The organism is Propionispira raffinosivorans DSM 20765, assembly GCF_000381065.1.
GTDB lineage: Bacteria > Bacillota > Negativicutes > Selenomonadales > Selenomonadaceae > Propionispira > Propionispira raffinosivorans.
The window spans coordinates 167,018-180,370 of sequence record NZ_KB905840.1 but is presented as its reverse complement, the minus strand read 5'-3'; the positions used below and the strand labels follow the sequence as shown (position 1 = coordinate 180,370).

The following is a 13,353-nucleotide window of genomic DNA, read 5'->3' as shown; positions in this document are numbered from 1 at the left end:
CACAGATGGGCTTTTCACTATGCATAACAAAACTACATTTTCTCAGATTCACAAGTCTCTGGCCTTTTATATTCTACTTTGTGATAACTATCCCGTGGCATAAACAAAGCTACTACTGCTAAAACCAATAAAATAGCAGCCATAAAGTTATAGGCATCGCGATAGGCAAGTAAACTTGCCTGTAAGGCAACCTGCTGATAGATCTTTGCCAATGCAGCATGTTGTGCAGCATCAAAAGTCATCATAGAAGGCACTCCCATTTGCATAAACTGATGCGTATAAGCCGCTAGTGTAGATTGGAAAACCGTACTTGCCGAATTCAAATGATCCACCAGATAAGATTGTTCAATTTGCTGACTTTGAATCAGTTTATTGGTTACAATGGCAATCCCGACACTGCCACCAAGATTTCTCATAAGAGCAATAATCGCTGAGGCATTGCTGCTGTGCTCCTCCGTAATTTTTGAAAAAGCCATCGTACTGGCTGGTACAAATAAAAAGGGGAGCCCAACAATCTGCAAAATACGTACCCACATAAAAGTATTATAATCCGTTTGCGGGGTTACCATTCCCGTAGCCCACATGCCTCCAGCCGTCAACAGCATACCAAAGGAAATGAGGTATTTTCCCTGAATGCGATTGACCAGGCGGCCGACAACCGGCATCATCAATAAAGTAGCCAGCCCACTAGGCGAAAGTACAAGCCCTGATAAAGTTGCATCATAGCCAAAGTTAGCCTGAACCTCCATTGGCAAAAGCATAGCACTCGAATAAAGAGCAAATCCAACAAAAAATATCATGATACACGGCATGGTAAAGCTGGGAATTTTAAATAATTTCAATTCAATAATCGGATGTTTTTGCCGTAAAATCCAAATCACCGCTGCGATTAAACTCACAATAGAAATGACTGCAAAAATTAGAATAAAATCACTCGAAAACCAATCCTCTTGCTGCCCTTTATCCAATACAACCTGCAGTGTTCCAAGCCCGAGTGCAATGAGACCTAGACCTATATAATCCACAGATTCTACTTTCTGCTTTTTAGCACTTGGCGGATCTTGAACCAGTGCCTTCACTAAAAACAAAGCCAGCATGCCAACTGGAATATTGATAAAAAATATCCAGCGCCAACTAAAATTATCAGTGATATAGCCGCCTGTAACAGGTCCTAAAATCGGTGCCAATACCGTCGTAATACCAGTGATAGCAAAAGCCATTCCCAATTTTTCCGGTGGAAAACTGTCTTTGATAATTGCCTGTTGACTCGGCTGCAGCCCGCCCCCAGCCAAACCTTGCAACATCCGAAACACAATGAGCATGGGCAGAGACGTCGCAATACCACACAAAAACGAAGTGATGCTAAAGCCTAATATACATAACAAAAAGAAATTTTTCCGACCAAAAACACTCGATAACCAACCTGATAAGGGTAAAATAATCCCATTCGCCACAAGATAAGAAGTCAAAACCCAAGTACTTTCCTCCGATGTTGCCCCCAAAGATCCCGATATATGTGACAGTGCGACGTTGGCAATCGTTGTATCTAATACTTCCATAAAAGCAGCCAAACTAACTGCACCAGCAATTAGCATTGGACTTCTGCTTTTGGAAGCAACTGCCTCATACATGATTGGTTCCTGTATGGACAACTGGAACAACGGACATGCCCGGTCCCAGTAATGTCATGATATCTTCTGAAAGTTGGTCGAATGTAATTTTCACGGGCACACGTTGGACGGTTTTAACAAAATTCCCCGTTGCATTTTCAGCAGGAAAAAGCGAAAAATGTGCCCCCGTACCCGCTTGAAAACTCTCCAAGCGTCCATGCAATTTTATATTTGGAAAAGCATCAACTTCAATATCAACTGTATCGCCCGGACGCATATCTGCCAGTTGATTTTCTTTAAAATTCGCAGTTACCCAAAGTTCACTGCCAACAAGAGATCCCAACTGTGTACCAGCCTCTACATAGCTACCTACCTCAACACTTCGTTTGGCGATTCTTCCATCCATTGGTGCAAAGATCTTTGTATTAGCAAGATCATGTTCAGCCTGTTCTAAATCCGTTTGAGCCTGCTGCACTTGGGATTGCAACTGTTCCACTGTATTTTGCGATGCCGCAATAGCACTTGGTGCCGAATTTGCTGAGGTCAGCGTTGCTCGCATATGATCCAAGACCCCGTGCAGAGACTTTTCGGTGGCTGCTGCTTGATCAAATTGCTGTTGCGAACAAGCGCCTACTGCCAGCAGTGTTTCCATTCGTTGACGATCTGCCAATGCTTTTTCCCAATCAGCCTGAGCAGAAACTACTTGAGAATTTGCCGCATCAATAGCCGCTGGTTCCGTAACTGCTGTTTTCGCAGAATTATTTTGTGCATTGGTAGCAGCATATTTTGCCGCTGCCAATGTCGCTTGTGCCCGTTTCACTTTTATTTCATAATCTGTTGGGTCAATTTCCATTAATAAATCACCGGCTTTGACTACTTGATTATCCTGCACAGCGATGGACTTGATATAACCTTGAACTTTTGGACTCAAGAGCACCGTTCTACCATCAATAGCAGCATCGTCCGTTGAAATTTCTTGATGGTGCTGGTAAAAATAAAATACTCCTCCACCCAAAACTAAAAACCCAATAAGAATAATACCCATTAATTTTATATTTTTTTTCATATCTTGTCCTTTCTTACACCTGCATGTTGTAAGAGCATCCGTAATGTTTACCAGGTAAACATTACGGATGCTCAAATTTATTTCATTTTATCAATGTAACTTTCTATGTCGTGCATGATGTCTTTAAATTGTTGACACTCTTTTTCGGGCATCACGTCAAATTTTTGAATAATATTTTGATCCAACTCTTCATGAAATGCTGCATGTGCTTGAAAAGCAATTTCACCTTTATCCGTTAGGTTAAATAAAACCATTTTTTTATTTTCCAGTGCCTGATAACGATAAATCATATCTTTGTGTAGAAGCTTACGAATAATCTTCGGCACTGCACCTTTTGTAATATCCAGTTTATTAGCAATTTCGGTGACACAAATACCTGGCTGCCTGCCAATGACATCAATCATATGAATCTCCGAAGAATACAACAAATCATCCGTGCCAAATGGTCGCGGCTGTGCCATTAAAATTGATGCTTTATGAATAATGCTATGTAATATGTTAAAAATCTGTTCACTTTGGCGCATCCCATGAAGCTCCTTTTTATTACTTTATGCATTTGAGATTTTTATTATATACCTGGTAAACTATAAAGTCAACGAAAAAGCATCTCCTCTATGTTTTCACATTTTGAAGATGCTTAATGTAATCAAATTTTATTTGACGAAAGACTTTTTCTGCCTTATATTGTCTAAAGCGAAAAGATGACTACCCGAAATAATCAAGGCAATGGCAACCGCCAATAACATAACTTCTGATTCATAGCCACCAATAAAACCTTTATCCAGTTTCACGGTAAATATGGCACCAAGCATCACGGCACTAATACCAGCCGCTGCTAATCTCGTCAAAAGCCCCAAAAGTAAGAACAACCCACCACCGGTTTCAATCGCGGTTACAACGTAAGGTAAAAATGGCGGTAAACCAAGCGATCCAAAAAATTGGGCAATCCCATCAAAGCCAGAAATTTTTTGTAAACCATGGGCAAAAAATGTAATTCCTAAAATCAAGCGCAAGAGCAGCATACTCCATTCATTATATTTATTTGTCATAAGAAACACCTCTCTTTTTTATTTGTAAAATTTAAATTTACCTTTAAATTACTTTTTATAATCTAGTTACTTTATGTAACATATAATACAATACTATACTTACTTTTGTCAAGTAAGTATGGTAAAATAAAATTAGGAGTTGAATATATTATGATTAAATTTTCATTATGTCCTCGTTATGAAATTGCTTTTGAATTATTAGGCAAAAAATGGACAGGACTCATCATCCGCTCGCTCTTAGATGGTCCAAAACGTTTCTCTGCTTTATCAGAAATCATTCCACATATGAGTGCCAAAGTTTTGGCGGATCGGTTTAAAGAATTAGAACGTTTAGGCATTATTGTCCGCAATGTTTATCCTGAAACACCTGTAAGAATTGAGTATTGCCTCACGGAAAAAGGAAAAGCGCTGCAACCAGCACTAGATGAAATACAAACGTGGGCCGAAACGTGGATCACTTTAGATCCGCCTTAATATTTACGTAAAAAAAATTCCTATTCGCTGGACGGAAACTTCATGTCAGCCGAATAGGAATTTCTTCATGCTATATAAAATAGAAATACACCTCACAAAAATTCTGATTTTTGTCTTTCAAATCCTGACTCAAGAAGTTTTTTTTCCAACCAACACCAAGAACGTTTGCTGAAAATAGCCGGTATGCCTTGTGCTTTAGCTACAGCTTTGGCACGTCTTGCTGTGCCATGGTTCACACAGTCCGTAAGAATAACAACTAATCCCGCCGTCTGGGGAATGGCAATTTTTTGATCCAAGGTCGCCCGGCCACTGACATGGCTGATTTTTGCCGCACCATAAGTCGCTAAGTTTTTTTCAATATTGCCTAAATGGTCGGCACCAATTACCATAATATTTAGCATTGCTTATCCCTCCCATTCTTATATAAGCTCCCTGCTTTATGAAAACAAAAAACAGACTAAGAGCATCCTTTAAGAACACTCTTAGTCTTCAGTTATACTGATCAACTATTAGACTTATTATATTACATAGTATATCACCTTGTCAACATGGTTTTGCAGAAAAATCAGTCTGCAAAATTCATAAAGATCGTCTTTATATATGAAATTTAGTCAAAGTTTCTTCTAGTTTTTGTGCCAATGTAGCTAGACCTTGGCTTGATGTGGAAATTTCTGCAATAGCCGCCGACTGTTCTTCCATCGCGGAGGTAACCGTTTGACTATGTTCGGAAGTATTGCGGCTAAATGTATCAATTTCACGCATCAATCCAACAATTTGTTGACTTCCCGTCGCCATTTGTTGAATCGAATTGGACGTTTCTTTCACTTGTAAGGTAACCTGCTGAATCAGCTGCTCAATTTCTTTAAATGTTTTACCAGCCGTTGTCACAACTTCTGTCCCAAGGTTGACTTCTTTCGTACCTGTATTCATTGCGCTTACAGCCTGTGCTGTTTCGTTTTGTATCTCACTAATCAATATTTCAATCTGCTTGGAAGCCTGTTGTGATTGTTCAGCTAGTTTTCTTACTTCTTCAGCTACAACAGCAAAACCACGTCCCTGTTCGCCAGCACGGGCTGCTTCAATCGCTGCATTTAATGCCAATAGATTGGTTTGACTGGCAATTCCGCTGATTGTATCAATAATTTGCCCTACTTCTTTAGAACGATCTCCCAAATTTGTGACAACCTTTGCCGATTCATACACCGTATTTTCAATATTCTTCATTTGGGTAATGGCCGTATCAATTGCCTTACTGCCATTTTGCGCAGCCAATGTTGTCTCATTCGACATTTCTGTTACTTTTTGTGAATTATTGGCTACTTGTTGAATATTTGTTGAAATCTGTTCAACTGCTGCCGTGGTTCTTTTTACAGAAGTGACTTCCTTTTCACTTTCATTCGCAACCTCAAGCGATGCCGCCGAAACCTGACTGGCTGCCTGGGCTGAATATTCCGCATTTGCATTGAGCTCTTCCGCCGCGGCAGAAACCGCTTTGGCATTATCTTCAATCTGATGGATTAATCCTTTAAGGTTTCCGACCATCGCCCGAAAAGAATTCGCCAATTGCCCCACTTCATCATCTGTATTCATGGTAATTTCATGACTCAAATCGCCTTGCGCCACACGCTCAGCTTCTGCGGCCAAATCTTTAATCGGCGTAATCAAGCGCCGCCGAATCATCACTAAACCGATAAAGCCAAATACTGCCCCTAAAACCAAAGCAGTAAGCCCCGTAGAATAAATAACCGTCGTCCGTAGTTTACCAATTGCTCCCAGTGCTTCTTCTTTCTTTTGCTCTGATAAAATAGACCACCCTGTATTTCCTACAGGCGTATACGATATATAAAGATTCTCATTTCCGTCTTTGCTGTCAAAAACTTTCTTTTCGCCTGCTTTAATAATTGGCAAAATGGCTTCATTATCAAACGGATCATGTTTTTTCCCTTTCGCTTCATCACGACTATCCGTTAGATAAAAAAAATTTTTATCAAGAATAATACCTTTGCCTGTATTACCATCATTGAGCTGTTGCGCCAATGTCGTAACATTTTCCAGTTTCAAATTTCCGAGCACATAACCAACTGTTGTTCCATTTTTATCCATGACCGGAGCAACAATTGGTGCGGTTGCCTGATTAGTAAAAGCAGAAACATATGTATCCGAAATCAATGGTTTTTGTTGTGCTGAAACGTCGCGCCACCACTGTCGATCCGTAAAATCTTTTTTGCCGCCAAAATCTGTATAAGGAAAAGTCTGCCCATCAATAAAACCTTTTGCATCAGCCCACAGTACCAATTCAAACATGCCCGTACCTTCATAAATCGACTTTAAGACTTCAATTCGATCTTGAGGATTTTTTCCCGCTTGAAAGACAGGATTTTTAGCTGCCGAAGCAATCACAGCCACACCATCTGTAAGATATTGGTCCAGCTTATCTGCGGCCTGACCAACCTGATATTGTTTTGCTGTAGCATTTTCTGCTTCTAAAGCTTCCGCGGCCTTAAAATAAGATCCGATGCCAACCAAAATTCCTGGCACAAAAGCAATCAGTAAGATAACTGTAACTAAACTTTTTTCCACACTTTTTGTCTTACGAAAATTTTTTAACATAAAATACGCCCCCCGTAACTCCCTTGCCTTATCGCTGCAAAACAAGCCTCCTTTTTTTGATTTCCACAAGATTATACTGTATATTCCAAAAATTCAGTCTAATATTTACCAATAAAAACGAATTTACGAAAATAAGTTTGGTACTATAAGACAAAATTCCTATTATATATTATTTATTTTTCTACAAAATAAGAATATTTCCTGCATATGAATAGGAAATATTAAAAAACTTTTATCCTCCATTAGAGTATATACTTTGTTATGTAATAATCTACCACATAGAAATACCACACAATATTAAAGCCGCTGCAAAGGATTTTTGCCGCAGCGACTTTAATATTGTGTGTATTATATTTTTTCGCGACTAGGCTGCTGAACTTGCACTCGTTCCTGCCAGTACAAGTGAATGTTGATGAGAATCCCCAACGATAAAATACCTGTAATCAAGATCACAACACCAGTCCAGCCTCGCCACAACAAAAAACTGCCCCCAGTGGCTCCTAAGATACTAGATCCAATATAATAAAAAAGTAAATATAACGCCGATGCCTGCGAACGGTTTGCTGTTACGGATTTTGCCACCCAGCTGCTCGCCACAGAATGAGCGCCGAAAAAGCCGAACGTAAAGACCGCTAACCCCACTGCTTTCGTATAAATACTGACTGCTAAAGTCAAAGAAGCGCCAAGCAGCATGCAGCACAAACCAATACTCAAAATCATCCCATTGCCATAACGATCTGCCAAACTCCCCATAAAAGTGGAACTAAATGTTCCAATCAAGTAAACAAAAAACAAACAACCAACAACCGTCTGACTGAAATTATAGGGTGGGGCCATAAGCGGATAGCTGATGTAATTATATAAAGCCACAAAAGATCCCATAATAATAAAACCAATACTGTATAACGAAACTAATCTTTTATTACTCAAATGACCTTTAAGGGAAAGAAGCATATGGCGAAACGACTGTGTTCTTACAGTAAAATGTTTAGATTCCGGCAAATTCAAAAAAAACCAGCCACTAATTAGCAAACTGAGCAGACTTAAAAATGTAATTGCAACCTGCCAATAAAAAAGATCAGTAAGGACGCTTGTAAGCAATCTGCCTAGCAATCCCCCCACTGAATTTCCGCTCACATAGATTCCCATAACCAAGCCCACATGACCAGGCTCAAATTCTTCGTTAATATAAGCCATCGCAATGGCTGGAAAACCAGCTAGCATGATACCTGCCAGTAATCGCATCAGCAATAAAAAATAAAAGTTCGGCATCAGTACTGATAAAAAAGTACAAAAACTCGATCCGGCTAACGCAATTGTCATAATGAATTTTCTGCCTTTTTTATCGGATAGCCATGACATAAACAGCATTGAAATGGCAAGTCCTGCGGTTGCAACAGAAACCGTCAGACTCGCCTGTCCTGGTGAAATCATAAATTCCTGCGAAAAAATAGGTATCAACGGCTGTACACAATACAATAAAGCAAATGTAACAAAACTGCCTAAAAATAAAGCAATATTCGTTTTCCAGTATTGCCGACTATTTGTTACAATATATTGACTCATTTACTTATCATCTTCAATCCATAATTTATATTTACTATACTATCAGCTAATTATTAATATTTCAAATGCATTATCTGTATAAAATTGATGTCCATCGGTTATGATCATTCTTTATCATTGCGTAAATTATTGCAAAGTTTCACCTATTTCATCATAGCCTGTAATCAGATCGTTAAAAAAATATTATTCAAATTGTATCAATACAATCCCTGTTTACACATTGACAGTCTGTCTTTTCCTCCCTAAAATAAAAACAGTATCCGCAAAACAATAGTATGTCTTTAGGAGGAAAGTGAATTATGTTAAAACAAAAACGCGTAGCCGCTATTCATGATATTTCTTGTTTCGGTAAATGCTCTTTGACCGTAGCATTACCGATTATCTCAGCAGCCGGTGTGGAATGCAGTGTTATTCCAACCGCAGTATTATCAACCCACACAGGTGGTTTTACCGGATTTACATATCGAGATTTAACAACGGATGTTCAACCCATTGCTGATCATTGGAAAACGTTAGACATAGAATTTGATTCAATCTATACCGGTTATTTAGGCTCTTTTGAACAACTAGAACTTGTTTCCACTTTTTTTGATGATTTCAAAAATGACCACAGTCTCATTTTAGTCGACCCTGTAATGGCAGATAATGGCGTTTTGTATCAGTCTTTTCCAAAAACTTTTCCTGCCGGCATGAAAAAACTATGTTCAAAAGCTGATGTCATCGTACCAAACATCACCGAAGCGGTTTTAATGTTAAATGAAGAATATAAAGAAGGTCCTTATACGAAAGAATATATTGAAAATCTATTGAAAAAGCTGGCAAAAATCGGACCAAAACAAGTTGTATTAACTGGTGTTTATTTTGATGATACGGCACTGGGTGCAGCGACTTACGATAGTGAAACTGGTGTAATCAGTTATGCTTTAGCACCACGAGTTGAAGGATATTATCACGGAACGGGCGACATCTTTGGCAGTGCCTTATTATCAGGACTCCTAAATGATATTCCACTCGCCAAGGCTGCACAAATTGCCGTAGACTTTACTGTAAAAAGTATTACCTGGACGAAAGAAGCTGGGACAGACCTTCGATTTGGCGTTAATTTCGAAACCAATATCCCGTCTTTCACCCAAGCATTAGGTTTAAAATAAATTCAAAAACGGTCAATTCGCTATGTTACTAGTGAATTGACCGTTTCTTATTATCAATCAGATTCTCTCCCAATATGTTATCTTTATTTAGTATTTTTGTCTATTGTCAAAATACACTGTGAACATTATTATATTGACTTATTGTAATAAAAATATTATAGTTAAATTTATTACAACAAACATATTTTCACGGTAAAAAATATAACGTTAGGTGGTATAAATGATGAACATTGAAACGCAATACGGGTCCTTACTGGATATCTGTGCACCAAGCTATTACAAAGCGGGGCAGCTTGAAAGCTGTATCGTACAGCAAAAAACTACAATTCATACCGCCTATGGTGATTTGGTACCACAATATCATTATGATGATGTGCGTCATAAACATATCCCCTCTGTTATTTTCTATCCGGATGGCACGCTAAAAAATATCGCTTTAGATCAAATAACAAAAATAAAAACGCCGCTCGGTATTTTCCCTGCGGAGTTGCTTTTATTTCATCCCAATGGTACGCTAAAAAAACTATTTCCCTTAAATGGAAAATTATCTGCTTACTGGAGTGAAGAAATGGAAAGCGAATTAACCCGACCGCTCAAATTTAACTTTGCTTTTGGTGCCTTCATAAAAAAAATCATCAGTTTAACATTCTATAATGACAGCAAACTCAAAAGCTTAACCTTGTTTCCTGGTGAAACGGTAACGCTTACCACGGCCTTAGGTACGTTTGTCGTCAAAACTGGCTTCTCACTTTATCCTGATGGAACGTTAAAATCAATTGAACCGGCAAAACCATCAAAAATCAAAACTCCAATTGGTGAGGTGCGTGCGTTTGACCCTTTAAGCATCGGCATTCACGCGGATACGAATTCACTTGAATTCACCGAAAATCACCAATTAAAAAAATTAAAAACGTTAAATCAAATTGATGTATTCAATGCAAGCGGTGATAAAATCGATACATTTTCACCACTAAAAAAACGCAGCGAACTGGATGATGATATTTATTTTTCGGTTCCACTATCCTTGGAGTTCAAAGATGGCTGCTTGCATATTGAGCACCAACTTAAACACTCTTATAAACTATCAACTCACACCTTTGCTGTTTCCGCTTAAAAATCTTTCAAAGTCCTGCGCATCCTTCTATATGGGTGTTGCAGGACTTTTTTGCTGTTTTAAGTTCAGTTGACAATATTTTCATTAATGCTATAATATAATAAAGTTAATGCATATTTAACATATATGCATTAACTTTATTATATTATGATTGCAGCAAGGAGAAACAATGATTGAATTAAAAAATATACAAAAAATATTTTATAAAAATAGCAGTGAAATTCAAGCTTTAAAAAACATCAATTTAAAAGTCAACGAAGGTGATATTTTTGGTGTAATCGGCTTTAGTGGTGCCGGAAAAAGTACCTTGATCCGCATGGTAAATTACCTAGAACAACCCACTTTTGGTGAAGTTATCGTAAACGACCAGAACCTTGCTAACTTATCACCCCAAAAACTTCGTTTGCTGCGCAAGCAAATCGGGATGATCTTTCAGCATTTTAATCTGCTGGAGTCAAAGACAGTTTTTGAAAATGTTTCCATTCCACTGTTATTGGAAGGAACCGATAAAAACACCATCTATACACGAGTTACAGAACTGCTTGATTTTGTCGGTCTTGCCAGCAAGGCAGATGCCTATCCAGATGAACTATCGGGCGGACAAAAGCAACGTGTCGGCATCGCCAGAGCCTTAGCAACAAACCCATTTATTCTCTTATGTGATGAAGCAACCTCAGCACTTGATCCACAAACGACAGGCTCCATTTTACAACTATTAAAAGAAATCAATAAAAAATACAAGATTACGATTTTAATCATCACCCATGAAATGAATGTTATTCGAGAAATCTGTAATCGTGTTGCTGTTATGGAAAAAGGTGAAATTATCGAAGAAGGTTCTTTGCTTGATATTTTTGAAAACCCACAGCAACAAACAACCAAAAATTTCATTCGTACCATCGTACATGATGAAATTCCACAAGTAATATTAAACACACTTGATTTTAACAATAAAAACAAACTGGTCTTAAAACTAAAATTCATTGGCGAAAATTCACAGCAGGCTTTATTGAGTGAAGCTTGTTATCAATATAATGTGCAACCCAATATTTTATTTGCAAATGTGACGGAATTGCAGGGTGATATATTAGGGCATTTAACAGTTGAATTAAATGGTACCCCAGAAAATATTGAGAAAACACATCAATATTTATTACAAAAAAACGTAGGAATCGAGGTGGTAGAAAATGGCAACCATAACAACTGCACAAATAATCAAAGCGATTCTTGAAACACTACAAATGGTCAGCATCTCCCTACTGCTCGGGGCTCTCGGCGGAATACCCCTGGGTGTTTTATTAGTTTTGACAAAAGCAGGCGGCATCCGTAAAAATACATTTATGTTTCGTGCTTTGAACAATTTGGTCAACATCGTACGTTCCTTGCCTTTTATCATTTTATTGGTAGCTATCGTGCCCTTCACAAAATTGATTGTTGGTACATCAATTGGGACAAAAGCTGCTATTGTTCCTTTGATTATCTATATCATTCCGTTTATTGCTCGCTTAGTGGAAAATTCTTTGTTAGAAGTCAATCAAGGGATCATCGAAGCTGCCCAAGCCATGGGAGCAACTACGATACAAATCATTCGTTATTTTTTGCTTCCCGAAGCTTTAGGGTCTATCATATTATCGTTAACTACTGCCACAATCGGTTTAATCGGTGCTACCGCAATGGCTGGAACCATTGGTGGCGGGGGAATTGGCGACATTGCTATTTCCTATGGATATCAACGTTTTAACACAGAAGTTATTGTGTTCACTGTATTTATTTTAATTATTTTTGTCCAGTGTATTCAAAATTTCGGCAACCATTTGGCACAAAAAGCCAGAAGACATTAATTACAAAAACAAACAAACGAAAGCAGGTTATTTTTATGAAAAGATTTTTTACCGGATTATTACTGATAACATTACTATTTACCATACTGGGCTGTGGAGATTCCAATCAAGCCGAAAACACAAAAGGAAAAAAAGAAATCACCATTGGTGTATCGCCGGGTCCTTATAATGAACTTTTTGATAAAGCCATCAAACCAATCTTAGAAAAAAAAGGCTATACCATAAAATCTATTGATTTTTCCGATTTATTGCAATCTGAAGTAGCTCTTTCTGAAGGCAGCGTTGATTTAAATGTAGCACAACATACGGCCTATGCTGACAATTACAACAAAGAAAAAGGCGGGAAATTAACACCTATCGTGCCAATCCCAACTGTACCAGCTGCCATTTTCTCCAACAAATATACATCTTTAGATCAGGTTGCCCCAGGTCAAAAAGTCGGAATTCCGATGGACCCTTCCAATGCAGCCAGAGCATTCAGACTTCTAGCAAAAGCAGGTTGGATTACACTGAATGATGCGGCAAATCCAACAACATTAACTAAAAATGACATCAAAGATAATATCCATAACATTGAAATCATGGAAATGGATTCCGCACAACTGCCTCGTTCACTCGATGATTTAGATTTTGCTGTCATTCCAGGCAGTATTGTATATTCAGCTAAAATGGATGCGGCAAAAGGATTATTACAAGAAAATGTTAGTCGCGAATTGGAACTGGTTGTCGTCGTCGACGAAAAAAATAAAGATTCCCAATGGGCAAAAGATATCGTAGCTGCTTACAAATCAGCAGAATTCAAAGACTATATGAAAGAAAACAACAAAAACAACTACTGGTTTATTCCTGAAGAATTAAAATAAAATTGCCGA

At 38.2% G+C, this 13,353-nt stretch carries 13 protein-coding genes; 6 read left to right on the top strand and 7 right to left on the bottom strand.

Features of this window, described 5'->3' with window-relative positions:
• Positions 1 to 32 precede the first annotated feature (32 nt).
• From F606_RS0102455 to F606_RS0102440, 4 genes are all read right to left on the bottom strand, one after another.
• Positions 33 to 1,595, bottom strand: a complete 1,563-nt coding sequence (locus F606_RS0102455; RefSeq protein WP_245542073.1) for a DHA2 family efflux MFS transporter permease subunit — start codon at positions 1,593 to 1,595, stop codon at positions 33 to 35.
• A 28-nt stretch (positions 1,596 to 1,623) separates the two neighbouring features.
• Positions 1,624 to 2,676: an HlyD family secretion protein gene (locus F606_RS0102450; RefSeq protein WP_019552277.1), complete on the bottom strand. Its 1,053-nt coding sequence runs from the start codon at positions 2,674 to 2,676 to the stop codon at positions 1,624 to 1,626.
• A 77-nt stretch (positions 2,677 to 2,753) separates the two neighbouring features.
• Positions 2,754 to 3,200, bottom strand: coding sequence for a MarR family transcriptional regulator (locus F606_RS0102445; RefSeq protein ID WP_019552276.1), 447 nt, complete (start codon positions 3,198 to 3,200; stop codon positions 2,754 to 2,756).
• 129 nt (positions 3,201 to 3,329) lie between these two features.
• The gene (locus F606_RS0102440) at positions 3,330 to 3,725 is read right to left on the bottom strand and encodes a DoxX family protein (RefSeq protein WP_019552275.1); all 396 of its coding nucleotides are present in this window, start codon (positions 3,723 to 3,725) and stop codon (positions 3,330 to 3,332) included.
• A 150-nt stretch (positions 3,726 to 3,875) separates the two neighbouring features.
• Between F606_RS0102440 and F606_RS0102435 the strand changes: the two genes are divergently transcribed.
• Complete coding sequence (locus F606_RS0102435; protein ID WP_019552274.1) at positions 3,876 to 4,199, top strand: winged helix-turn-helix transcriptional regulator; 324 nt, start codon at positions 3,876 to 3,878, stop codon at positions 4,197 to 4,199.
• A 92-nt stretch (positions 4,200 to 4,291) separates the two neighbouring features.
• Here the strand turns inward: F606_RS0102435 and F606_RS0102430 are convergent, their stop codons facing one another.
• From F606_RS0102430 to F606_RS0102420, 3 genes are all read right to left on the bottom strand, one after another.
• Positions 4,292 to 4,600, bottom strand: a complete 309-nt coding sequence (locus F606_RS0102430) for a DUF2325 domain-containing protein (RefSeq protein ID WP_019552273.1) — start codon at positions 4,598 to 4,600, stop codon at positions 4,292 to 4,294.
• A gap of 193 nt (positions 4,601 to 4,793) precedes the next feature.
• Positions 4,794 to 6,809, bottom strand: coding sequence for a methyl-accepting chemotaxis protein (locus F606_RS20370; protein ID WP_019552272.1), 2,016 nt, complete (start codon positions 6,807 to 6,809; stop codon positions 4,794 to 4,796).
• A 348-nt stretch (positions 6,810 to 7,157) separates the two neighbouring features.
• Positions 7,158 to 8,375 carry an MFS transporter gene (locus tag F606_RS0102420; RefSeq protein WP_019552271.1) on the bottom strand — a complete coding sequence of 406 codons (1,218 nt, stop codon included), beginning with the start codon at positions 8,373 to 8,375 and terminating at the stop codon, positions 7,158 to 7,160.
• 299 nt (positions 8,376 to 8,674) lie between these two features.
• On the opposite strand from F606_RS0102420, the gene F606_RS0102415 reads away from it, so the two are divergent.
• The 5 genes from F606_RS0102415 (at position 8,675) to F606_RS0102395 (ending at position 13,344) form a co-directional block, all read left to right on the top strand.
• A complete protein-coding gene (locus F606_RS0102415) occupies positions 8,675 to 9,526 on the top strand; it encodes a pyridoxamine kinase (protein WP_019552270.1) in 852 nt (283 codons plus the stop codon).
• 220 nt (positions 9,527 to 9,746) lie between these two features.
• The gene (locus F606_RS20365; RefSeq protein ID WP_154651076.1) at positions 9,747 to 10,640 is read left to right on the top strand and encodes a hypothetical protein; all 894 of its coding nucleotides are present in this window, start codon (positions 9,747 to 9,749) and stop codon (positions 10,638 to 10,640) included.
• 169 nt (positions 10,641 to 10,809) lie between these two features.
• Complete coding sequence (locus F606_RS0102405) at positions 10,810 to 11,871, top strand: methionine ABC transporter ATP-binding protein (RefSeq protein ID WP_019552268.1); 1,062 nt, start codon at positions 10,810 to 10,812, stop codon at positions 11,869 to 11,871.
• A complete protein-coding gene (locus F606_RS0102400) occupies positions 11,828 to 12,481 on the top strand; it encodes a methionine ABC transporter permease (protein ID WP_019552267.1) in 654 nt (217 codons plus the stop codon). Before F606_RS0102405 ends, F606_RS0102400 begins: the two co-directional genes overlap by 44 nt.
• Positions 12,482 to 12,516: 35 nt before the next feature.
• Positions 12,517 to 13,344, top strand: a complete 828-nt coding sequence (locus tag F606_RS0102395) for a MetQ/NlpA family ABC transporter substrate-binding protein (RefSeq protein WP_019552266.1) — start codon at positions 12,517 to 12,519, stop codon at positions 13,342 to 13,344.
• Positions 13,345 to 13,353: the final 9 nt, after the last annotated feature.